The organism is Roseateles agri, from assembly GCF_034043675.1.
In the GTDB taxonomy this organism is placed as follows: domain Bacteria; phylum Pseudomonadota; class Gammaproteobacteria; order Burkholderiales; family Burkholderiaceae_C; genus KK5.
This window is the reverse complement of sequence record NZ_JAXCLA010000006.1, coordinates 281,222-303,742: the sequence shown is the minus strand read 5'-3', so window position 1 is coordinate 303,742 and position 22,521 is coordinate 281,222. Positions and strand designations below refer to the sequence as shown.

General features: G+C 67.4%; 19 protein-coding genes. 4 read left to right on the top strand and 15 right to left on the bottom strand.

Annotation, left to right across the window (positions count from 1 at the left end; translation table 11 throughout):
- The first annotated feature begins 182 nt into the window (after positions 1-182).
- Entirely contained in the window at positions 183-1,295 is a 1,113-nt protein-coding gene (locus SNE35_RS19280) for a GGDEF domain-containing protein (protein ID WP_320424610.1), read from the top strand.
- 16 nt (positions 1,296-1,311) lie between these two features.
- Here SNE35_RS19280 and SNE35_RS19275 read toward each other — a convergent pair whose 3' ends face one another.
- Entirely contained in the window at positions 1,312-2,217 is a 906-nt protein-coding gene (locus SNE35_RS19275; protein ID WP_320424609.1) for a DMT family transporter, read from the bottom strand.
- A 69-nt stretch (positions 2,218-2,286) separates the two neighbouring features.
- On the opposite strand from SNE35_RS19275, the gene SNE35_RS19270 reads away from it, so the two are divergent.
- Positions 2,287-3,279, top strand: coding sequence for a quinone oxidoreductase family protein (locus tag SNE35_RS19270; protein WP_320424608.1), 993 nt, complete (start codon positions 2,287-2,289; stop codon positions 3,277-3,279).
- Here the strand turns inward: SNE35_RS19270 and SNE35_RS19265 are convergent.
- Entirely contained in the window at positions 3,276-4,778 is a 1,503-nt protein-coding gene (locus tag SNE35_RS19265; protein WP_320424607.1) for a hybrid sensor histidine kinase/response regulator, read from the bottom strand. The genes SNE35_RS19270 and SNE35_RS19265 overlap by 4 nt on opposite strands.
- A 126-nt stretch (positions 4,779-4,904) precedes the next feature.
- Positions 4,905-5,405, bottom strand: coding sequence for a signal peptidase II (gene lspA, locus SNE35_RS19260; protein WP_320424606.1), 501 nt, complete (start codon positions 5,403-5,405; stop codon positions 4,905-4,907).
- Between the two features lie 180 nt (positions 5,406-5,585).
- Here lspA and SNE35_RS19255 point away from each other — a divergent pair, with 180 nt between their 5' ends.
- Positions 5,586-6,095 carry a DUF1269 domain-containing protein gene (locus SNE35_RS19255; RefSeq protein WP_320424605.1) on the top strand — a complete coding sequence of 170 codons (510 nt, stop codon included), beginning with the start codon at positions 5,586-5,588 and terminating at the stop codon, positions 6,093-6,095.
- Between the two features lie 20 nt (positions 6,096-6,115).
- Here the strand turns inward: SNE35_RS19255 and ileS are convergent, their stop codons facing one another.
- The 11 genes from ileS to SNE35_RS19200 form a co-directional block, all read right to left on the bottom strand.
- On the bottom strand, positions 6,116-8,971 hold the full coding sequence (gene ileS / locus SNE35_RS19250; protein WP_320424604.1) for an isoleucine--tRNA ligase: 2,856 nt from the start codon (positions 8,969-8,971) through the stop codon (positions 6,116-6,118).
- Between the two features lie 83 nt (positions 8,972-9,054).
- Positions 9,055-10,050: a bifunctional riboflavin kinase/FAD synthetase gene (locus SNE35_RS19245; protein ID WP_320424603.1), complete on the bottom strand. Its 996-nt coding sequence runs from the start codon at positions 10,048-10,050 to the stop codon at positions 9,055-9,057.
- Between the two features lie 11 nt (positions 10,051-10,061).
- Positions 10,062-10,775 carry a pseudouridine synthase gene (locus SNE35_RS19240; protein WP_320424860.1) on the bottom strand — a complete coding sequence of 238 codons (714 nt, stop codon included), beginning with the start codon at positions 10,773-10,775 and terminating at the stop codon, positions 10,062-10,064.
- A 14-nt stretch (positions 10,776-10,789) separates the two neighbouring features.
- Positions 10,790-11,734 carry a P1 family peptidase gene (locus SNE35_RS19235; protein WP_320424602.1) on the bottom strand — a complete coding sequence of 315 codons (945 nt, stop codon included), beginning with the start codon at positions 11,732-11,734 and terminating at the stop codon, positions 10,790-10,792.
- A complete protein-coding gene (locus tag SNE35_RS19230; protein ID WP_320424601.1) occupies positions 11,731-12,273 on the bottom strand; it encodes a DUF3617 domain-containing protein in 543 nt (180 codons plus the stop codon). The genes SNE35_RS19235 and SNE35_RS19230 overlap by 4 nt, the downstream gene beginning before the upstream one ends.
- A 69-nt stretch (positions 12,274-12,342) precedes the next feature.
- Positions 12,343-13,452 carry an acyl-CoA dehydrogenase family protein gene (locus tag SNE35_RS19225; protein ID WP_320424600.1) on the bottom strand — a complete coding sequence of 370 codons (1,110 nt, stop codon included), beginning with the start codon at positions 13,450-13,452 and terminating at the stop codon, positions 12,343-12,345.
- 11 nt (positions 13,453-13,463) lie between these two features.
- The gene (locus tag SNE35_RS19220) at positions 13,464-14,642 is read right to left on the bottom strand and encodes an acyl-CoA dehydrogenase family protein (RefSeq protein WP_320424599.1); all 1,179 of its coding nucleotides are present in this window, start codon (positions 14,640-14,642) and stop codon (positions 13,464-13,466) included.
- A gap of 139 nt (positions 14,643-14,781) precedes the next feature.
- Entirely contained in the window at positions 14,782-15,576 is a 795-nt protein-coding gene (locus SNE35_RS19215; protein ID WP_320424598.1) for a PEP-CTERM sorting domain-containing protein, read from the bottom strand.
- 315 nt (positions 15,577-15,891) lie between these two features.
- Positions 15,892-18,693 carry an XrtA/PEP-CTERM system TPR-repeat protein PrsT gene (gene prsT, locus SNE35_RS19210; protein ID WP_320424597.1) on the bottom strand — a complete coding sequence of 934 codons (2,802 nt, stop codon included), beginning with the start codon at positions 18,691-18,693 and terminating at the stop codon, positions 15,892-15,894.
- Between the two features lie 117 nt (positions 18,694-18,810).
- Positions 18,811-19,464, bottom strand: coding sequence for a retropepsin-like aspartic protease family protein (locus SNE35_RS19205; protein WP_320424596.1), 654 nt, complete (start codon positions 19,462-19,464; stop codon positions 18,811-18,813).
- A 4-nt stretch (positions 19,465-19,468) separates the two neighbouring features.
- On the bottom strand, positions 19,469-19,963 hold the full coding sequence (locus SNE35_RS19200; protein WP_320424595.1) for a YajQ family cyclic di-GMP-binding protein: 495 nt from the start codon (positions 19,961-19,963) through the stop codon (positions 19,469-19,471).
- A 58-nt stretch (positions 19,964-20,021) separates the two neighbouring features.
- Between SNE35_RS19200 and murB the strand changes: the two genes are divergently transcribed.
- A complete protein-coding gene (gene murB / locus SNE35_RS19195; protein WP_320424594.1) occupies positions 20,022-21,086 on the top strand; it encodes a UDP-N-acetylmuramate dehydrogenase in 1,065 nt (354 codons plus the stop codon).
- Positions 21,087-21,089: 3 nt separating this feature from the next.
- Here murB and argG read toward each other — a convergent pair whose 3' ends face one another.
- The gene (gene argG, locus SNE35_RS19190) at positions 21,090-22,421 is read right to left on the bottom strand and encodes an argininosuccinate synthase (RefSeq protein WP_320424593.1); all 1,332 of its coding nucleotides are present in this window, start codon (positions 22,419-22,421) and stop codon (positions 21,090-21,092) included.
- Positions 22,422-22,521 lie beyond the last annotated feature (100 nt).

Sequence of the window (22,521 nt, the reverse complement as noted above, 5' to 3'; positions counted from 1 at the left end):
GGCGGGAATGCCGATTGCCACGCTAACTTTTCAGGTCGACGGCATCGGCCCGGCGGTAATATCGCGGCACACAGAGGCGGCAAGCCCGGTGCGGCGCAGGCTGTAGAGCACGCCGCGATTGCCATCCGCGGCAGGCCCTGCCCCGGAGGGGGAAGGTGGTCCGGGCCAGGCAAGGCACGACCATGGATGCTGCAGTCTGCACCCTTCTTCGACCCGGCGAATCCGCTGAATCGGCGGCCTTGGCCGAACCCGAGCCTTCTTCGGGCATGCCCTATCTGCTGCAGGTCGTGCAGGCGCTGTCGCTGGCGCGCGACATGCCGACGATCCAGCGCATCGTCCGCCATGCCGCACGGCGGCTGACCGGCTGCGACGGCGCCACCTTCGTGCTGCGCGACGACGGCTGCTGCTTCTACGCCGACGAGGAAGCCATCGCACCGCTGTGGAAGGGACTGCGCTTCCCGCTGGAGGCCTGCATCAGTGGCTGGTCCATGCTGAATCGCCAGCCCGCGGTGATCGCCGACATCTATGCCGACCCGCGCATCCCGCACGAGGCCTACCGCCCGACCTTCGTCCGCAGCCTGGTGATGGTGCCGATCCGCACCCGCGAGCCGATCGGCGCGATCGGCAACTACTGGGCCTCGTCGCACCAGGCCAGCGCCGAGGAGGTGCAGTTGCTGCAGGCCTTGGCCGACTGCACCTCAGTTGCGATCGAGAACGTGCGGCTCTACGAGAGCCTGGAGCAGCGCGTGGAGGAGCGCACGCAGGCGCTGAGCCAGGCTGTCGACGAGATCCGCAAGCTCTCGCTGACCGACGAATTGACCGGCCTGCACAACCGCCGCGGCTTCCACCTGCTGGCCGGGCAGTCGCTGCGCCAGGCTGCGCGCCTGGGCCTGGGCTGCAGCGTGCTGTTCGTCGACCTGGACGGGCTGAAGCGGGTCAACGACGAGCTGGGCCACGAGGCCGGCGACGCGATGATCGTCGATGCCGCAACCGTGCTGCGCCGGACCTTCCGCGAGTCCGACATCATTGCCCGCCTGGGCGGCGACGAGTTCTGCGTGCTGGCCGTGGACAGCCGCGCGGACGATGCGGTGGACCTGCGTCTGCAGCGGGCGATGGAAGCCTTCGGCTCGCAGGCGCCGTACGGGCTGTCGGCCAGCATCGGCGTCGTGCACAGCACGGCCGGCGATGCCGAGGGGCTGCTGGAGCACCTGCTGGCCGAGGCCGATGCGCGCATGTACGAGCGCAAGCGCACCAAGCGGGGCAGCCGCGAGTCGACGCTGTCGATGCCGCTCTGAGTGAGGTACGGCGGATTCAGGTCTTGCGCGCGGGGACCAGGATCCCCGCCACGATCAGCGCGAACGCCAGCCCGTGGTACAGCTGCGGCCCCTCGCCCAGCAGCGCGGCCGACAACAGTGCCGCGAACACCGGCGCCAGGTTGCTGAAGAAGGCGGCCAGCGCCGGCCCGGCCTCGGCCACGCCGATGCCCCAGCAGCGGTAGGCGATCAGCGAGGGGCCGATCGCCACATAAGCCAGCGCGAGCGCAAGACCTGGCCCCCAGGCGATCGGCTGCGAGCCGTCCAGCAGGAACTCCAGCCCCGCCATGCCGGTGGCCAGCGGCGCGCCGAACAGGATCTGCGCCATCAGCAGCTCATCGCGGTTCCATCCGGTCTTCTTCATCGAGGCCGGCGGGCGGGCCAGCATCCAGCTGTAGATCGACCAGCAGAACACGGCGGCCAGCATCAGCAGGTCACCGCTCACGAAATGCACGCGCGCCAGTGCCGCCGCATCGCCGCGCGAGATCACCACCGCCACGCCTGCCAGCGACAGCACGGCGCCCAGCAGCTCGCGCCGCGTCGGCCGCACGCGGAAGGCCAGCGCGCCGACGGCCAGCATCCACACCGGCATGCTGGCCGCGATCAGCGTCACGTTCAGCGGCGTGGAGCTGTGCAGCGCCTGGTACTGCAGCGCGTTGTAGCTGCCCACGCCCAGCAGGCCGGCCAGCGCGAGGTAGCGCCAGTGGCGCAGCAGCTCTTGCGGCCGGGCGAACAGGCCGCGCGCCAATGGCGCCAGCAGCAGGCCCGCCAGCAGCCAGCGCATCGCGTTCAGCGCCAGCGGCGGCACCGTGCCCACCATCAGCCGGCCGGCCACCGCATTGCCGGCCCACAGCAGCGGGGGCAGGGTCAGCAGCAGGGCGAGGCGGGGCGTCAGCGTGTTCATGCAGCGGTGAGCAGGAGCTGGCAAAGGCTGGCAGGATACCGGCATCGCGACAGCAAGGAAGACACTCCCATGAGCACCGAGAAAGCCATACGGATCGAGGCGCAGGGCGCGCCCGAGCAGATGAAGCTGATGGACGTCGAGGTTGGCGAACCCGGGCCGGGCGAGATACGCATCCGCCACCGCGCCTGCGGCCTGAACTACATCGACGTCTACCAGCGCGACGGCACCTATCCGATGCAGGTGCCGCTGTCGCTGGGCATGGAGGCGGCGGGCGTCGTCGAGGCGGTGGGCGAGGGTGTCGCGCACCTGCAGCCGGGCGACCGCGCGGCCTACGCGAGCCAGCCGCCCGGCGCCTACTCGACCGCGCGTGTGATGCCGGCGAAGGCCGTCGTGCGCCTGCCCGACGAGATCACCTTCGAGACCGGCGCCGCGATGATGCTCAAGGGCCTCACCGCGCAATACCTGCTGCGCCGCACCTTGCCGCAGGGCGGGCTGCAGCCGGGCGACTTCGTGCTGTTCCATGCGGCGGCAGGCGGCGTCGGCCTGATCGCCTGCCAGTGGGCCAAGGCGCTGGGCCTGCAACTGATTGGCACGGCCGGCTCGGACGAGAAGTGCGCGCTGGCCAAGGAGGCCGGCGCGGCCCACGTGATCAACTATCGCAGCGACAAGGACTTCGCGGCCCGCGTCAAGGAGATCACCGGCGGCAAGGGCGTGAAGGTCGTCTACGACTCGGTCGGCGCCGACACCTTCGAGGGCTCGCTGAACAGCCTGTCGCCGTTCGGCCTGCTGGCCTCGTTCGGCAATGCCTCGGGCGTGGTGCCGCCGGTGCCGATCGGCACCCTGGCGGCCAAGGGCTCGATCTACCTGACCCGGCCGACGCTGTTCACGCACCTGGCCTCGCGCGAGGCCGCGCAGGCGATGGCGGACGAGCTGTTCGCCGTCGTGCTCGGCGGGCAGGTGCAGATCCGCGTGGAGCAGCGTTATCCGCTGGCCGACGTGGCCCAGGCCCACCGCGAACTGGAATCGCGCAAGACGGTGGGCTCCAGCGTTCTGGTGGTCTAGGCCGTCGCTTCGGCGGCGGCGGGTGCCGCCACCGGCACGCGGCGCAGCGCGACCTCGAAGCTGAAGCAGGAGCCGGTGCCGGGCTGGCTTTCGACGTTGATGCTGCCACCCATCAGGGCGACCAGGCGCTTGACGATCGTGAGGCCAAGGCCCGTGCCGCCGTAGCGGCGCGTGATGCTGCCGTCGGCCTGGGTGAAGGGATCGAAGACCTGGGCGATCTGCTCGGGTGTCATGCCGATGCCGGTGTCCTGGACGTTGAAGCGCAGGCGCAGCGCGTCGGCGGATGCGGCTGCGCGCGATTCGGCACCCACCACCTCGACCTCGACGAGCACCTCACCCTTCTCGGTGAACTTGAGCGCGTTGCCGACCAGGTTGATCAGCACCTGGCGCAGGCGCAGCGCGTCGCCCAGCGCGCGCTGCGGCACGCCGTGCAGCAGCCGCGCATGCAGGTCGATGCCCTTCTCGTGCGCCTGCAGCAGCAGCGGGTGCAGCGCCTCGCGCAAGGTGTCGTGCAGCGAGAACGGATGCTCCTCGATGACGACGCGGCCGGCCTCGATCTTGGCGATGTCCAGCAGGTCGTTGATGATCACCATCAGGCCCTTGGCCGAGTTGTGCGCCAGCTCGATGAACTTGCGCTGGCGCTCGTTCAGCTCGGTCTGCAGCACCAGCTCGGTGAGGCCCAGCACGCCGTTCATCGGCGTGCGGATCTCGTGGCTCATGTTGGCGAGGAAGCTGCTCTTGGCCTGGCTGGCGGCCTCGGCGGCGACGCGCGCCGCCTCCAGCGCGGCCTGGCTGGCCTTCAGGTCGGCAATGTCGCGGGCATTGAGCTGCATCACCTGGTCGCCGGTGACGGGGTCGCGCATCGGCCGTGCGTCGATCGAATGCCAGCGCGCGCCGCCGGTGGTGCGCAGCTCCAGCTCCGCGCGATGGCTTTCGCCGCGCTGGACCAGGGCGAAGACCTTCTGCGCATCGGCCGGGTCGGCGAACAGCATCTCGAACTCGCGCTGGCCGGGCTGCGGCTCCAGCTTGCCGAAGGTCAGCGCCGCGGCGGGGTTGCGCATCAGCGCGCTGCCGTCCTTCAGCGAGAACACGGCGATGCGCATCGAGGTGTGCTGCAGCGCCTCGACGCCGCGCAGCATCGACTTGTCGGAGCCGCTGGCGAGCGAATCGGCGGCGAACAGCATCATCTGCTGGCGGTCCGGCGAGCGGATGCCGCGCGAGACCAGCATCACCGTGGTCGGCTGGCCCTTGGGGTAGAGCGTCCACTGCTCGCGGACGATCTTGCCCTGGCTGTGGTCGGCGGCGGTGACGGCCAGGCGGTCGCGCACGGCGGCGCTGGCGTCCGAGAATTCGGTGGACAGGAATTCCTCGGCCGTTTCGGCGCGCCAGAAGCTCAGGGCGGCGGCATTGGCCCACAGGTTGCGCCGGCGCACCGGGTCGTAGACCCACATCGGCACGTCGAGCCAGTCATAGTGGCTCAGGCTGGAGAAGTCGAGCATCGTTGTTGTTCGGGCCGCGGTTCCCAACGTGCGGCTCCCTCTGCGCGGGATTTTCCCCCGCGCAGACCCCAGAGCCGATCGGGACCTAACGCCGAATCGTGACGGATTCCCTGAGTGCGCGCCTGATCAAGACTTGCGCACGCGGCGCAGCTCGTCCCAGATCAGCAGGATCGCGCCGACGGTGATGCCGCTGTCGGCCACATTGAACGACGGAAAGTACCAGGCGTCCCAGTGGACCTGGATGAAATCGACGACGTAGCCGTGGATCAGGCGGTCGATCACATTGCCCAGCGCGCCGCCCAGGATCAGGCTCAGCGCCAGCGAAAACACGGCCTGATGGCCGTGGCGCTTGAGCATCACGCCGATGAAGCCGGTCGCCATCAGGCCCAGGCCGACGAAGAACCAGCGCTGCCAGCCGGCGGCGCCGGCCAGGAAGCTGAACGCCGCGCCGGTGTTGTGCACCCGCACGACGTTGAAGAAGCTGGTGACGGTGACGGAGTCGCCGAAATTGAAGGCGCGCAGGATCAGCACCTTGGTGAGCTGGTCCAGCACGATGACGAGCAGCGCGATGCCGAACCACAGGGCCAGGCGGTTCGAGGACGAAGACGAGGACTTGGACGATGCCATGCAGCGAGATGGATGAACGAAAGACGGGTGGCCGCTAATGTAGCGCTTGTCCTACGCAGGCCCGGGCGCTCGCGGCTTGCGGGGTGCTTCCGGGAGGAGTAGAACTGTTTCTGCTTCCCTAACGGCCGATTTGCACGGACCGCAATGAGTTCGGTGCCGCGGCCCAGAAAGGAGAACGATATGCGCAAGCGCATCTATTGGCTGCTGCCCGACCTGGGCAGCGCGCAGCGGACGATGAACGAGCTGCTGCTGGCCCGGGTTTCCGAGCGCCACATCCACTTCGCGGCCGCCGACGGCGCCGACATGAGCGGCCTGCATGCCGCCAACATCCTGCAGACCTCGGACCTGGTCGAGTCGGCGCAGACGGGCCTGCTGATCGGCGCGGGCGTCGGCGCGGCGGGCGGCGTGGCCGGGGCCTACGAGCTGGCCTCGACGGCCGCGCCGGCCGCCGTGGTCATCGCGCTGGCCGGGCTCGGGGCGGTACTGGGCACCTGGGCGTCCAGCATGATCGGCAGCTCGACGCCGAGCCGCCGTCTGCGGCGCTTCCAGCAGGCGATGGCCGAGGGCCAGTACCTGCTGATGGTGGACACGCCGCGCAGCCGCATCGAGGAGATCGAGGCGCTGTTGGAGGCCACGCATCCCGAGGCCCATTTCGAAGGCCTCGAGCCTCACGTGCCGGCGTTCCCGTAAGCCGCGCAGGCTCCTTGACCTCAGGCGATGTTGCGAACCTCGCCTGCGCCGTACAGATTGCTGTCGCAGCGTCCGCAGATCGTCGGGTGCGCCGGGTTCGCGCCGACGTCGCTGCGGTAGTGCCAGCAGCGCTCGCACTTCGCGGCTTCGATCGCGTAGGGCAGGACGCTGAACGCATCGCCCAGGCTCGGATCCAGCTCGACACTGGCTTCCGACGTGATGAAGACGAACTTCAGGTCCTCGCCCAGCGACTGCAGCAGCGCCAGATCCTGAGCGTCCTTGACGATGATCTTCACGCCGGCCTGCAGCGAGGCACCGACGCTGCCTTCGCTGCGCAGCATCTCGATCTGCTTGTTCGACTCGTCGCGGATCGCGTGGATGCGGTCCCACTTGGCGATCAGCTCGGACTGCGGGTTGGCGAACTGCCAGTAGGTCTCGGTGAAGATCGTTTCGCCGCCCTCGATCACGCGCCAAGCTTCCTCGGCCGTGAAGCTGAGGAAGGGCGCCATCCAGCGCAGCATCGCCTGGGTGATGTGCCACAGGGCCGTCTGCGCCGAGCGGCGCGCCGCGCTCTTCGGTGCCGTCGTGTAGAGGCGGTCCTTCAGCACGTCGAGGTAAAAGGCGCCGAGGTCTTCGGAGCAGTAGACCTGCAGCTTGGCCACGACGGGGTGGAACTCGTACTTCGCGTAGTGGGCCAGGATGTCGGCCTGCAGCTCGGCGGCGCGGGCCAGCGCGTAGCGGTCCACCTCCAGCAACTGGTCCAGCGGCACGGCGTCGGTGGTGGCGTCGAAGTCGCTGGTGTTGGCCAGCAGGAAGCGCAGCGTGTTGCGGATACGGCGGTAGCCGTCGACCACGCGGGCGAGGATCTTGTCGTCGCCGGCGATGTCGCCCGAGTAGTCGGAGGCGGCCACCCACAGGCGGATGATCTCGGCGCCCAGCTTCTTGCTGGTGTCCTGCGGGTCAACGCCGTTGCCCTTGGACTTGCTCATCTTGTGGCCCTTGCTGTCCACGGTGAAGCCGTGGGTCAGCAGGCCCTTGTAGGGCGCGCGGCCGTTCAGCGCGCAGGAGATCAGCAGCGAGGAGTGGAACCAGCCGCGGTGCTGGTCGTGGCCTTCGAGGTAGAGGTCGGCCTCGGGGCCGGTCTCGTGCGCCGCGCCAGCGTGGCTGCCCTTCAGCACGTGCTGGAAGGTGGAGCCGGAGTCGAACCAGACGTCCAGGATGTCCTGGCCCTTCGTGTATTGAGCCGCCTCGGCGCCCAGCCACTCGGCCGGGTCCAGTTTGGCCCAGGCCTCGATGCCGTTCTTCTCGACCAGTTGCGCCGCGCGTTCGATGAACTCGAGCGTGTTCGGGTGGGCCTCGCCGGTGTCGCGATGCAGAAACACGGGCAGCGGGACGCCCCAGGAGCGCTGGCGCGAGATGCACCAGTCGGGCCGGCCGGCGATCATGTCGCGCAGGCGCACGCGGCCGTTCTCGGGGAAGAAGCTGGTCTGCTCGATGGCGGCCAGTGCGGTCTGGCGCAGCGTGCCGGGGGCCTTGTCGACGGTGAACACGCCGTCGCCCTCATCCATGCGGACGAACCACTGCGCCGCGGCGCGGTAGATCACCGGCGACTTGTGGCGCCAGCAGTGCGGGTAGCTGTGCGTGATCTTGCTGTGCGCGAGCAGGCGGCCGGCGTCTTCCAGCGCCTGCGCGATCACCGGGTTGGCCTTCCAGATGTGCTGGCCGGCGAACAGCGGCAGCTCCGGCGCGTAGACGCCGTTGCCCTGCACGGGGTTCAGGATGTCGTCGAAGGCCATGCCGTGCGAGACGCAGCTCTGGAAGTCGTCCAGGCCGTAGGCCGGCGCGGAGTGGACGAGGCCGGTGCCGTCCTCGGCGGTGGCGTAGTCGGCGAGGTAGACAGGGCTCTCGCGGTCGTAGCCGGCGTCGACATGAGCCAGCGGATGCTTGAACTTCAGCATCTCCAGTTTCTTGCCCGGCGTCGTCGCCAGCACGCGGCCCTGGCCTTCCATGCCCCAGCGCACGAGGCACTTCTCGACCAGCGCCTCGGCCACCAGGAAGATGCCCTTGGGCGTGTCCACCAGCGCGTAGGGCAGCTCGGGGTTGAGGTTCAGCGCCTGGTTGGCCGGGATGGTCCAGGGCGTGGTCGTCCAGATGACGGCGAAGGCGTCCTTGTCCAACGCCGGCAGGCCGAAGGCGGCGGCCAGCTTCGCGGGCTCGGCCGCCAGGAAGGCGACGTCGACGGCCGGGCTCTGCTTGTCGGCGTACTCGATCTCGAATTCGGCCAGCGACGAGCCGCAGTCGAAGCACCAGTAGACCGGCTTCAGGCCGCGGTAGACGTAGCCGCGCTCGAACAGGCGCTTGAGCACGCGGATCTCGCCGGCCTCGTTGGCGAAGTCCATCGTGCGGTAGGGGTGGTCCCAGTCGCCGAGCACGCCCAGGCGCTTGAAGTCGGCCATCTGCTGGGCGATCTGCTCGGTGGCGTAGGCGCGGCTCTTGGCCTGCACCTCGTCGCGCGGCAGGCCACGGCCGAAGGTCTTCTCGATCTGGTTCTCGATCGGCAGGCCGTGGCAGTCCCAGCCGGGGATGTAGGCGGCGTCGTAGCCTTCGAGTTGGCGCGCCTTGACGATCATGTCCTTCAGGATCTTGTTGACCGCGTGGCCCATGTGGATCTGGCCGTTGGCGTAGGGCGGGCCGTCGTGCAGCACGAACTTCGGCTTGCCGCAGCGCGCGTCGCGCAGCTTCTTGTAGATGCCCTGGTCTTCCCATGCCTTGACCCAGCCCGGCTCGCGCTTGGGCAGGTCGCCGCGCATCGGGAAGGGCGTGTCGGGCAGATTCAGGGTCGAGCGGTAGTCAACGGGATTGGTGGAATCGGTCATGGTGCGTTCGGGCAAGGCGGGAGACGCCACGGGACGTGGCCGTTAGCGGGCGGAGCGAAGGGCGCGGTGCGCGCCGGCCAGCGTCAAATTCGATCGCGGGTGGTCTGCCTGCGCATGGCCGCGTGAGTCGCGAGCCAGCTGCGCGCATCCTCCACGTCCTGGCGGATCGCGTCCGTCAGGGCATCGAGCCCGTCGAATCGGGCTTCGTCACGGAGTTTGTGCAGCAGTTCCACCCGGACGAGTTTACCGTAGGCCCCATCGACGCCCAGTTCGGCAGGCCATTGCAGGCAATGCACTTCGAGCAGCATGCGGCCCGCGTCCTCGACCGTCGGCCGGTTACCGAGCGAGGCGACGCCGTCGACCGGGCCGTCCGCCAGGCCATGGGTGCGCACGGCGAAGATGCCCTTGGCGGCCGGCTTGTCGTGGTCGAAGCGCAGGTTCAAGGTACGAAAGCCCAAGCTGCGGCCGAGCTTGGCGCCATGCACCACGTGGCCGGAGATCGAGTAGGGTCGGCCCAGCAGGCGGGCGGCGCCCTCCATGTCGCCACGGCCCAGCGCCTCGCGCACGGCCGAGCTGCTGACGCGCAGGCCGTGCACCTCGTAGCTCATCATCCGGGCGACGTCGAAGCCGCGAGCCCGGCCGGCGGCATCGAGCGTCGCGTAGTCGCCCTGGCGCTTGGCGCCGAAACGGAAGTCATCGCCGACGAGGATGTACTTCGCGCCCAGGCCTTCATCGAGCACCTGGCTGATGAAGTCCTGCGCGCTCAGCGAGGCCAGGTGCTCGTCGAAACGCAGGATCACGACCTGGTCGATGCCGCAGCGCTCCAGCTCGGCCAGCTTGTCGCGCAGCGAGGCGATGCGCGTCGGCGCCAGCTCGGGCTTGCCGGCCTTGGCGGCGAAGAAGTCGCGCGGATGCGGCTCGAAGGTCATCACGCAGGACGGCAGGCCGCGGTGCTGGGCCTCGGAGCGCAGCAGCGCCAGCATCGCCTGGTGGCCGCGATGGACGCCGTCGAAGTTGCCGATGGTCAGCGCGCAGGCGGGGGCGATGCCGGGATGGTGGAAACCGCGGAAGACTTGCATCGGGTGTCGGATCAGGCTGAGACTTCGGCGGGACTGGCGACCCAGGTCCACTCACCGGACTTCAGCGTTTCGGGCAGTTGCAGCGCGCCGAAGCTCGGGCGGTGCAGGCTCTCGCAGCGGTTGCCGATGGCGGCGATCATGCGCTTGACCTGGTGGTACTTGCCCTCGATCAAGGTCAGGCGGATGCCGTGCGTGCCGAAGGCTTCGGCACCTTCCGCCTTGGTGAACTCGGTGTAGCCCGGCTTGTCGTCGGGCTCGCGCAATTCGACGCCGGCCTTCAGCTTCTCAACCATCTCGGGCGTCACCGGGTGCTTACACGTCGCCTCATAGACCTTGGGCACGTGGTGCTTGGGGCTGGTGAGCTTGTGGATCAGCGCGCCGTCGTCGGTGAGCAGCAGCAGGCCGGTAGTGTCTTCGTCGAGCCGGCCGATGGGCTGCACGCCGCGCTCGCGCAGCGGGCCGGGCAGCAGGCTCAGCACGCTCGGGTGGTGCTTGGGCTTTTGCGAGCACTCGTAGCCGGCAGGCTTGTTCAGCAGGATCAGCGCCTTGTCGAAGAAGGGCCAGGTCTTGCCGCTGACCTCGAAGACCAGGCCGTCGGTCTCGAACTGGGCATCGGGATCGTCGACGAGTTCGCCGCCGACCTTCACTTCATCGTTGTAGATCAGCCCCGCGCAGAGCCGGCGGGTGCCGAAGCCTTGGGAGAACAGGATTTGGGACAGGCGCAACTTCATCGCGCGCATTATCCCGTCGCGGCTCTGACCGCGCGCAGCACGGCCATGGCCGTGACCTCGGCGGCCAGCGCGCCCAGCACGGTGAGCTGGCCGGGCAGGCCCGAGCCGCCGGTCGCGAGGCTGAAGATCACGTCGCCGTCGAACGGGGTGTGGACCGGGTTGATCGTGCGCGCGAGGCCGTCGTGCGCCATCTGCGCCAGCTTCTTTGCTTGCGCCTTGCTGAGCCGCGCATCGGTGGCGACGATGCCCAAGGTCGTGGACATGCCGGTCAGTAGCTGGGCGGGCAGGGCGCCACGCAGCATCGCCTGGGCCGAGTTGAGCGGCTGGCCATCGTCGCCACGCGCGCCGGCGATGACGCTGCCGTTGGCCGGATCGATCACGTCGCCCACCGCGTTGACCGCGACGAGGGCCGCGACCGTGATCCCGCCGACCTTGACCGAGGCGCTGGCTATGCCACCCTTCATCGCCTTGTCCGGACCGAACAGCTTGCCGACGGTGGCACCAGCACCGGCGCCGATGCTGCCCTCGGCCGGCACTGCGCCCGATGCTGCTTCGCAGGCGGCATAACCCGCAGCTTCATCGGGGTAGACGGCCGGATCACCGAGCCAGAGATCGAACAGCACCGCGGCCGGCACGATCGGCACGCGTACCTTGCCGCCCACCGGCAGCCCGTGTCCGCGCTCGGCCAGCCAGCGCATCACGCCGCCGGCGGCAGCGAGGCCGAAGGCGCTGCCGCCGGTGAGCAGGATCGCGTGAACCTGCTCGACGGTGTTCTCGGGCGCCAGCAGATCGGTCTCGCGCGTGCCGGGTGCGGCGCCGCGCACGTCCACGCCGGCGGTGGCGCCTTGCTCGCAGAGCAGCACGGTGCAGCCGGTCGGTCGCCTGGCGTCGGTGAAGTGGCCGACCTTCAGGCCGGCGATGTCGCAGATCGAGCCTGGGGGCAGGGTGCTCACTTGGCTCCCATCGGCTTCAGTCCGCCGCAGTCGGCACCGAGCCAGCGAGCCTCGGAGGTGGCGTCGATCGAATCGGTCTTGCCGTCGCGGGTGTGGCTGATGTGGGTCTTGGCGATGAAGCCGTCGCCGCCCGACCGCAGCGTGACGTCGCTGGTGCCCTCGGAGACGGGATCGGTGCAACTGAACTTCGTGTGGATCTGGTCGCCGCTGCGCTGCACGTCGTGCGTGCAGTTGGCGCGGCCCGCGACGGGCGGCTCGTTGCGCTTGGCCTGCTCTTCGCTGACGCACATCTTCACGGTAATGACGCCGCCGCCGCCGCCGAAGTCCATGCTGACCCCGCGCTTGGCCATCATCTCTTCCATCATCTTGCGCTGCTCGGCAGGCATTGCGGCCATCTGCTGCTGCGCCTTCTCCATCTGCGCCTGGCGCTTGGGATCGAGCTGCGGCTGCTGCCTGACCTCCCAGAGGCCGGGCTTCATGTTCTGCGCCTGGGCGCTGGCCGCGGCCAGCAGGCTAACGATGAGAATCAGCTGACGCATGGGGCCTCCGAAAAACAAGGCCCGCCGGGCACAGCGCTCGGCGGGCTTTGACTGTAGCGAGCTTTGCGCTCAGGCGAACACGCCGGCGGTCTCCTGCATCCCCGCGCTGACGACGCCGAGCTGGTGCAAGCCGTCGCCGAACTGCATCTCCATCGTGGTCAGGCGCTTGAAGTAGTGGCTGCCGACGTACTCGTCCGTCACGCCGATGCCGCCGTGCAGCTGCGTGCATTGCTGGCCGACGAAGCGGGCCGAGTTCGACAGCTGCAGCTTGGCCTGCGCCAGCGCATAGCGGCGCGCGGCGGGTGCCTCGCCGAGCTTCAGCGTCGCGAAGTAGCTCATCGAGCGGGCCAGTTCCAGCTGCATCTTGACGTCGGCGATGCGGTGGCGCAGCGCCTGGAAGCTGGCGATGGCGACGCCGAACTGCTTGCGTGTGTTCAGGTACTCGGCGGTGATCGCCGTGTACTGGTCCATCGCGCCGACGCCCTCGGCGCACAATGCGGCGATGCCGACGTCGACCGCCAGCTCCAGCACGGCGAGGCCCTGCTCGGGGCCGACCAGCAGCGTGGCGGGGCTGTCGGTGAAGCTCACGTCCGCGGCGCGCGAACCGTCCTGCAGGCTGTAGGCGCGGGTGCTGACGCCGGCTGCGGCGCGCTCCACGAGGTAGAGCGCGATGCGGCCATCAGAGAGCGCCGGCACGATGAAGGCATCGGCCTTGTCGCCGGCCGGCACCAGGCTCTTCTTGCCGCTGAGCTTGCCGTCTGCGAAGCGGGCGGCGCACTTGGCCAGGTCGTAGCGCGCGCCGCGCTCCTGGTGGGCCAGCACGACCATGGCCTCACCGCCGGCGATCTTCGGCAGCCAGGCGGCCTGCACCTCGGCTGACGCGCGCGCCAGCACCGTCGGCGCGATCAGGCCGGCCTGGGCGAAGGGCTCCATCACGATGCCGCGGCCCAGCTCCTCCATCACGACCATGGCCTCGACCGGACCGAAGCCCAGGCCGCCGTGTTCCTCGGCCACCAGCATGGCCGTCAGGCCCAGGCCCACGAGGCCGTCCCAGGCCTCCTGCGAGAAACCACCGGCCTTGACGATGGCGTGGCGGCGGGCGAAGTCGTAGTCCTTGTCGACCCAGCGGCGGACGGCGTCGCGCAGCGATTGCTGGTCTTCGGTGAAATCGAAATCCATATGATGTCTCCTCAGCCCAGAACGGTTTGCGCGACGATGTTGCGCTGCACTTCGTTGGAGCCACCGTAGATGGTGGTCTTGCGGTAATTGAAGTAGTGGCTCGCGAGCGGCGCGCAATACGCGGCGCCGACCTGGTCGCCCTGCCAGCCGGCTTCCATCGCTTCCGGGATGAAGGGCAGGCTGTAGGGGCCGCCGGCCAGCATCATCAGCTCGGTGTAGCGCTGCTGGATCTCGCTGCCGCGGATCTTCAACAGGCCGGCGACGTCGAGCGACTGCTTGCCGCTCTTCTCGGCGGACAGCACGCGCAGCACCATCATCTCCAGCGCCACGATGTCCACCTCCAGCAGCGCGATCTGATCGCGGAAGCGGCTGTCCTCATAGACACCCTCGGCCTTGGCGATGCGCTTGAGCCGCTCCAGTTCGCGCTTGGCGCGGTTGACGTCGGCGATGTTGGTGCGCTCGTGAGCGAGCAGGTACTTGGCGTAGGTCCAGCCCTTGTTCTCCTCGCCGACGAGGTTCTCGGCGGGCACTTCGACGTTGTCGAAGAACACCTCGTTCACCTCGTGCTCGCCGTCGAGCATGATGATCGGCCGCACGGTGACGCCCGGTGACTTCATGTCGATCAGCAGGAAGGAGATGCCGGCCTGGGGCTTCACGCTCGGGTCGGTGCGCACGAGGCAGAAGATCCAGTCGCCGTACTGGCCCAGCGTGGTCCAGGTCTTCTGGCCGTTGACGATGTACTTGTCGCCGACGCGTTCAGCACGCGTCTTGACCGAGGCCAGGTCCGAGCCCGAGCCCGGCTCGCTGTAGCCCTGGCTCCACCAGACTTCGCCGCTCATGATGCCGGGAAGGTGGCGCTGCTGCTGCTCGGGCGAGCCGAAGGCCATGATCACCGGCGCCACCATCACGGGGCCGAACGGGACCACCCGCGGCGCGCCGGCCAGCGCGCATTCCTCTTCGAACAGATGGCGCTGCACCGCGTTCCAGCCCGGGCCGCCGAACTGCTTGGGCCAGGCCCAGCCGTGCCAGCCCTTCTTGCCGAGGATGCGCGCCCAGCGCTGCATATCGTCGCGGTTCAGGCGCAGCGCGTTGTGCACCTTGTGGCTGATGTCCTTGGGCAGGTTCTCGGCCACCCACTGGCGGATCTCGTTGCGGAAGGCGATTTCTTCCGGCGTGAAATTCAGGTCCATGCTTTGTCTCCTACGAGTCGCGGAGTTTTAGCACGACCGTGCTTTTCAGGCCTGTCCCGGCAGGGACAAAGTAGTTTTTTACCTGACAACGAAAAAGCGGCCCGTGGGCCGCTTCGTGAGGGGTGGCGAGCGGATTCGCTCAGGCCTTGCGCTGCTGGCGGCGCGTCCACGCCAAGCCGGCCAGGGCCATACCGGCCAGGGCAAGAGATCCAGGCTCCGGCACCTTGCCAGTGGTAGCCGGGGCGGTGCCGCACTGGGTACTTATGCCGGTGCAGGATGTGCCGGCGACGGCATAGAGCTTGAAGAAGTCGTTGCCGGCGTCTACCGTGCCGGTGGTCGCATTGACTGCAGTCTGCGTAAAGCCGGAGTTGTACGCGCTGACCAGCCACCAGCTGGAACCCAGGCCCGTCTGGTTGACAGAGTTGTACGGATTGCTGGTGTCCTTGGTCAGATCGCCGTAATTGCCGACCAACTGCCAGCCAGACATCGAAGTGACCGACTGGCCCGCCAGGGCGGTCGGAGCGCCGGTACCGACCCAGCGGAACAGCGAGAGGTCAATCTGCGGATTGACGCCGGCGACGTCGGTGGATTGCAGTGTGGAGCCGGATGGGCAGGAGCCATCAGCCGACGGTGTTACTGTGGTGCTGCCCGACTTGCAGATGCCGTTGGACGCCCAGCCGAGGCCAATGCTGCTCAGCGAGACGCTGGAGCTGAATTTCAGCAGGATGGCTTCAGTGGTGCCGGAATTGTCGAGCGCGTGGTTCGGCGAGCTACCGTTGTCTGCGCCCGAGGTCATGCCATCGCCGTTACTGCCGTAGTTGGTCACGGTGCCGTTGGCCCAGTTTCCAGTCACCACGCCGCTTGAGTTGTTAGTGGCGTAGACGCCGCTGACGGACACCGTGGTCGAGGAGCCGGAACTGGTGATGCCGGTCATCGTGCTGGATGTGAAAGTCCAACTCGGGTCGACGGCGAATGCGCTGCCCGATGCGGCCAAGCAGGCGACAAGACCGATTGCCTGCAGTAGGCGGGAATGAGTCGATTTCATCGATGTGTCCTTTTGGGCGCCCCTCGGCTGCCTAAATCGTTATATTCAAATTCCAATAAGCAAATTTGGTGCCAATTGGAAAATAACATCCAAATTCAACAGTTTGCGTACCGCATGTGATTTGTGCGTTGGCCCGATTGTAAGAAGGCTCGACAATTTAGGGACCACCTCCCCCGCGACTGAGGGTGCCGGCGAGCTAGATAGTTATTTGAGCGTACTCATCAAGGCCTGCGCGTCCTGGGTACCGTTGAAGTTCTTATTTTTCAGCGCAGCCTGAAGTTCGTCCCGCGCTTCGGCGGAGCGGCCGGTCTGGGCCAGCACCACGGCCAGACGGTAACGCAGATCTGGGTTCTCGGGTGCGCGCAATCGGGCGTCGCGCAGCAGTTGCAGCGCCCGGTCCTTGTTGCCGGCCTTGAAATAAGCCCAGCCTGCGGTGTCTACGACCACCGGATTGCGTGGGTCCAGCGCCAGCGCTTTTTCGGCGATCGCCACTGCACCCGCATCCTGCTGCTGGATCAGCACGTTGGCGAGGTTGTTCATCGCGTCTACGTCACTTGGTCGCGCGGCGATCACTGCTTCATAGCTACGGCGCGCGGCGCTGAAATTGCCTGCCCGGGCATAGGCGTCACCCAAGGCTTTCTGCACAACGATGTCCTTCGCGTGCGTCTTGAGCCAGCCATTGGCGAGGTCGATAGCCGCCTTCCCGCCATCCTGCAGCGACAAGGCATTGAACAGGCGCAGCAGTGAGGCCTCGCTCCGGTCAAGGTCGTGCGCATGGCGCAGTGCATCGATGGCCACTGAAGATTGCCCGCGCGCCATGGCCACGTCTGCAAGCAGGCCCCAGCCGACGCCGGCCTTCGGGAACTGCTGCATCACCTCGCGCGCGCGGCGTTCCGCTTTGGCCGTATCGCCCTGCAACAGTTCTACCGTGCTCATTAGCGCCATCGCCGGTAGGTTGTTGGGATCGCCAGTTAGCGCCTTGTCCAGGCTGTAGGCGGCACCGGGGATGTCACGGGCGTCAAGCTGGGACCGGGCAATCCGTTCCAATTGGGGGGCGTCGTAAGCAGCCCTGCGCGCCGCATTGTTCAGCGTCGAGCGGGCACCGGCGGCATCACCGCCGGCTAGCTGGGCCTGGGCATAGGTCCGCAGTGCGTCAACGTCGTCGGGCAACTTGCTCAGCAGAACCTTGGCGGCATCTAGCGCAGCGGCCGGTGTGCCGCGCTTCAGTTGCCAGGCGACCAGCGCGAAATTCGGGCGAGTCTGCGTCTGACTGCTGGCGTCGACAGCGCTCTGCAGATAAGCCAGCGCCTCGTTGCTGCGGCCCCACAGTTCATACAGTGTGGCCAGCTCGAAGAGGATGTCGACGGAGCGCTCGTTGCCTTTGAGCGCAGCGCGGAGGCGCTTGTCGGCGGCGTCGAAGTTGCGCGTTAGCGCGTCGACGTGGGCCAAGCCGAGCAGGGCCGGCTGATTCTGCGAGTCCAGCTTCAGCGCTGCGTCGTAGCCCGCGCGTGCGCCGGCGAAATCGCCCGCGCGTTGGCGCGCCCCGGCCTGGACAACGAGAATGATCGGATTCTTCGGGTCGGCCTTGGCGAGTCCGTCCGCCACCTGCAGCGCGCGTGGCAACTGGCCGGATCGCTGGTAGATGTCTACCAGTGCCATGCCGGCGTAGGTCTGCTTTGGATCGGCCTTGAAGGCGCGTTCCAACTCGGCCTGCGCGGTGCCGCTCTTCCCGCTGCGCATCAAGCTGATGCCAAGCGCGGTGCGGAACTTCGAGTCGTCACGGCTCTGCAGCGCGTCCTGCAGCAGTTGCGAGGCCTTGGCGTAGCGTCCTTGCGCCATCTGCGCGGTGGCCAGCATCAACAGGGCCTGGCCGTCGCCGGCATTGGTTTTCAGATAGTCCTCCAGCAGCTCGATGGCGCGTGGGACGTTGGGCTCGCTGATCGCGATCTGAGCCAGCAGCTTGGTCAGTGGGCTGCCCGGCTGCTGCCGCGTGGCGAGCTCGAGGTAGCCCTTGGCCTTCTCGTATTCGTGCAGGTCGAAGTGCGCCAAGCCGTTGAGCATCAAAATCTGCAGCCGATAGCGGATGAATTCGACCGGCACCGGATCCAGCAGCTCAGTGACGCGCTTGAGCGCCGCTTTGGTGACCGCGTCATTGCCGCTACGCGACGCTAGTTGCGCGCGCAGGTAGGTGCAGCGCGGATCGTTGGGAACTTGCCTCTGAAGCTCGTCGAGCTCGGCCTGCAAGTCCTTGTCGCGGTTCAAATCGAACAGGATGCCGGCCCGGGCCAGGCGCGCTTCGACGTTGCCGGCATTGAGCTGGATGCTGCGCTCGTACAGCGGCAAGGCCTCATTGATCCGGCCCTGCACATGAAGAACCGATGCCTTCTGGTAATAGACATTGCTCGAGTCGGGGGCGAGCTTGAGCGCCTGACCCGCTGCGGCCATCGCCTCAGGGAACTGGTGCGCACGGACGCGCAGCGGAACCTCCGCCAGCCAGGTTTCGGCATCGTATGCGTCGATGGCCCGTGCATCGAGCACAGACTGCATGGCGGTCCGGGTGTCGCCGATGTCCGAGGCCGCCGAGGAGCGTACCAGCAGGAGCTTGAGCTTGATGCCCGAGGGCAGACCGGTAGGGCTCAGGCGCGTGTCGTCGAAGACACGGGAATGCTTGCCCTGGGCAATCAATGTCTGTGCTAACGGCACCACGACCTCGGCCCGATCCACGCCTAAGCGAAGCGCTTCGCCGAATTCGGTCTCGGCCGCGACCACCTGGCTGTCTGCCAGCAGCGCCTTGCCCAGCAGCAGATGGACCGAGAGCTGGCTCTTGTCCACCTGCAGCGAGTTCTTCAGCTGGATGATGGCGCCGGCGTAGTCCTTGCGGTCGAAGCGCTGCAAGGCGTCTTCGTAGAAGCGGGCGGCCTTGGCATCGTTGGTCTGGGCGAAGCTGGCGGCCGATGCGGCAAGCAGCAGGGCCAGCAGTGCGTGGCGCGGGAATCGGTTCGTCATGGGCGGAATGATCGGCAGGAACTGCGAATCTGGGCGGCAGGCGCCGGACTCGGCGATTCTTGCAGATGCGGGTCAATCCCTAGCGCTTGCGCTCCCGCAAATGGGTGCCGGGCGTGATCAGTACCGCAGTTCCAGCGTCATCACGTCGTTGTCGCGGCGCATCTGGAAGCGGGTGAGGAAGCTGTTGCCGAGCAGCACCATGCTCATCTGGCCGGGCACGACGATGGCGTCGACGTTGCGGACCTCGACGTCGCCGATCCGCACACTGGCCAGGGTCAGCATCATGGCCGGCACGATGCCATTGGCCGTTTGCGTCTGGGTGCGGCGACCGTCCCGGTAGGGCAGGTTCAGGCGCTCGGCCTCGGCCTGGCTCAGCGCGACCAGGGTCGCGCCGGTGTCGACGAGGAACTCCGTCGTGCGGCCGTTGATGCTGCCGGTGGTCGTGAAATGCCCGCCGCTACCGGAGCTCAGCACGATCTGCCGTCCGCTCGACCCGGAGGCCGCTCCGTTGCCGACGCGGCCCGGCGAGGCGCCCAACTGCAGGCTCTGGCGATGGCCGGCGATCTCGATGACCGCGGCCCCCGCGCTCATCGAGACCAGTGTCACGCCGCGCACCTGCTGGCCGACGCTGACCGTGCGTGGCTCGCCGTTGATCAGCAGCAGCGCCGCCTTGTCGCCGAGGCTGCCGTTGAAGGAGACCACCTGGCCCCATGCCGCGGCTGCCGACAGCGCGGCAAGCAACAGGGCGGCGAGGCGTGGGGCGGTCTTCATGACATCAGGCGCGCTGGTTGTCGAAGCTCAGCGGCACGTCGTGGAACTCCTTGCGGATCAGCGCCATCGTCTGCTGGATGTCGTCGATGCTCTTGCCGGTGAGGCGCACCTTGCCGTCCTGGAAGGAGGCCTGCACCTTGATCTTGCTGTTCTTGACGGCCGCGGTGATCTTCTTGGCCAGTTCGGCCTCGATGCCGTCCTTGATCTTGTAGACCTGCTTGACCTTGTCGCCGCCCATCTTCTCGATCTTGTCGTTCTTGTCGAGGAAAGTGATGACGACATCCTGCTTGGTGAGCTTCGCGTACAGCACCTGCTCGATCTGCTCGAGCTGGAAGTCGCTGTCGCCGATGGTCTCGATCGTCTTGTCCTTCTCCTTGAGCTCCACCTTGGCGCTGGTGCCCTTGAAGTCGAAGCGGGTGCCGATCTCCTTGACGCTGTTCTCAACGCCATTCTTGATCTTGACCATATTGGGTTCGAGGACCGTGTCGATGCTGGGCATGATTCGTTTATTTACCAGTTACGGGCGGGAACTCCACCCTGATCGTTAAAATTTTGCCATGCAGGATCATGCTCTCACCCCCTCGGATACGCGCCTAACGCTGGAACACGACGTCAATCTGAAGCCCTACAACAGCTTCGGCTTGCCTGCCGTGGCCCGCACACTGGTGCGCATTCGCGAGGCGGCCGACGTGCGCCGCGTCGTCGACCATCCGAAACTCGGCCGCGCGCCGAAGTTCGTGCTGGGCGGCGGCAGCAACATCGTGCTGACGCAGGATGTCGAGGCCGTCGTTCTGAAAGTGGAGGTGCCGGGTCTGCGCCTGCTGGAAGAACGCGAGGACGCCTGGATTGTGGAGGCAGGCGCCGGCGTCGTGTGGCACGAATTGGTGGCATGGACGATCGAGAACGGCTACCCGGGTCTGGAAAACCTGGCGCTGATCCCCGGCACCGTCGGCGCCGCGCCGGTGCAGAACATCGGTGCCTACGGCATCGAGCTGAAGGACCGCGTCGAAGCGGTCGAGGTCGTCGACCTGATCACCGGCCGTCCAGCCTTGCTGCCGGCCTCGGTCTGCAAGTTCGGCTACCGCGACAGCGTGTTCAAGCAAACCGGCTTCGGTGGCCTGGCCGGCAAGAGCGTGATCACCGCGGTGCGGCTGCGCTGCCCCAAGCCCTGGCAACCGGTGCTCGGCTACCTGGAACTGGAGCGCAAGATTGCGGAAAGCGGCAACCAAGCGCCGAGTGCCCGCCAGATCTTCGACTGGATCTGCGAGATCCGCCGCGCTAAGCTGCCCGACCCCGCCCACATCGGCAACGCCGGCAGCTTCTTCAAGAACCCCGTGGTGACCGAGGAACAGTGTCGCGACATCATCGGACGCGACCCCGGCATCGTCCACTACCCGATGCCAGACGGCACGATCAAGCTGGCCGCCGGCTGGATGATCGACGCCTGCGGTTGGAAGGGCAAGGCGGTCGGCGGCGCGGCCGTCTATGAGAAGCAGGCCCTGGTGCTGGTGAACCGCGGCGAGGCGCGCGGCGCCGAGGTGGTGACCTTGGCCCGCGCGATCCAGGAGAGCGTGTACGGCCGCTTCGGCATCCGGCTGGAGCCGGAGCCGGTCGTCGTCTGAGCCTTATTCGCTCTTGAGCTTCGGCAGGCTGTTCGCCTCGCCCGCGGCCAGCAGGCCGGCCTCGGTGTAGATGCCCAGCTTGGCGCGGGTGTCGACGATGTCGAGGTTGCGCATCGTCAGCTGGCCGATGCGGTCGGCCGGGCTGAACGGGGCGTCTTCCACCTTTTCCATCGACAGGCGTTCCGGCGCGTAGGTGAGGTTGGGGCTCTTCGTGTCGAGCAGCGAGTAGTCGTTGCCGCGGCGCAGTTCCAGGGCTACTTCGCCGGTGATCGCGCGGGCGACCCAGCGCTGGGCCGTCTCGCGCAGCATGATGGCTTGCGGGTCGAACCAGCGGCCTTGGTAGAGCAGGCGGCCGAGCTTCAGGCCGTTGATGCGGTACTGCTCGATCGTGTCCTCGTTGTGGATGCCGGTGACCAGGCGCTCGTAGGCGATGTGCAGCAGTGCCATGCCCGGGGCTTCGTAGATGCCGCGGCTCTTGGCCTCGATGATGCGGTTCTCGATCTGGTCGCTCATGCCCAGGCCGTGGCGGCCGCCGATGGCGTTCGCTTCCAGCAGCAGCGCCACCGGGTCGCGGTACTCGACGCCGTTCAGTGCGACGGGCAAGCCTTCCTCGAAGCGCACGGTGACGGTCTCGGCCTTCACGGCGACGTCCTCGCGCCAGAAGGCCACGCCCATGATCGGGTTGACGATCTTGATGCCGCTGTTCAGGAACTCCAGGTCCTTCGCTTCGTGCGTGGCGCCCAGCATGTTCGAGTCGGTCGAGTAGGCCTTCTCGGCGCTCATCTTGTAGCCGAAGCCGGCCTTGGTGAGGAAGGCGCTCATCTCGGCGCGACCACCCAGCTCGTCGATGAAGGCCTGGTCCAGCCAGGGCTTGTAGATCTTCAGCGCCGGGTTGGTCAGCAGGCCGTAGCGGTAGAAGCGCTCGATGTCGTTGCCCTTGAAGGTCGAGCCGTCGCCCCAGATGTTGACGTCGTCGGCCTTCATCGCGGCCACCAGCATCGTGCCGGTCACGGCGCGGCCCAGCGGCGTGGTGTTGAAGTAGGTCACGCCGCCGGTGCTGATGTGGAAGGCGCCGGCCTGCAGCGCGGCGATGCCTTCATGGGCCAGCTGCGCGCGACAGTCGACCAGCACGGCTTTCTCGGCGCCGTATTCCATGGCCTTGCGCGGGATCGCGTCGTAGTCCGGTTCGTCCGGCTGGCCGAGGTTGGCCGTGTAGGCGTAGGGAATCGCGCCCTTCTGGCGCATCCAGTGCAGCGCGGCGCTGGTGTCGAGGCCACCGGAGAAGGCGATGCCGACCTTCTGGCCGGCGGGGATGTGCTGAAGAATCGTGGACATGGCGGATGGTTCTGCGGTGGATGCGCCGAGCGCGGGGAATCCCGCATTTTCTTTCAAATTCGCACCGATCCCGGCCCGATGTCGCTGCCGGGACTGCAAC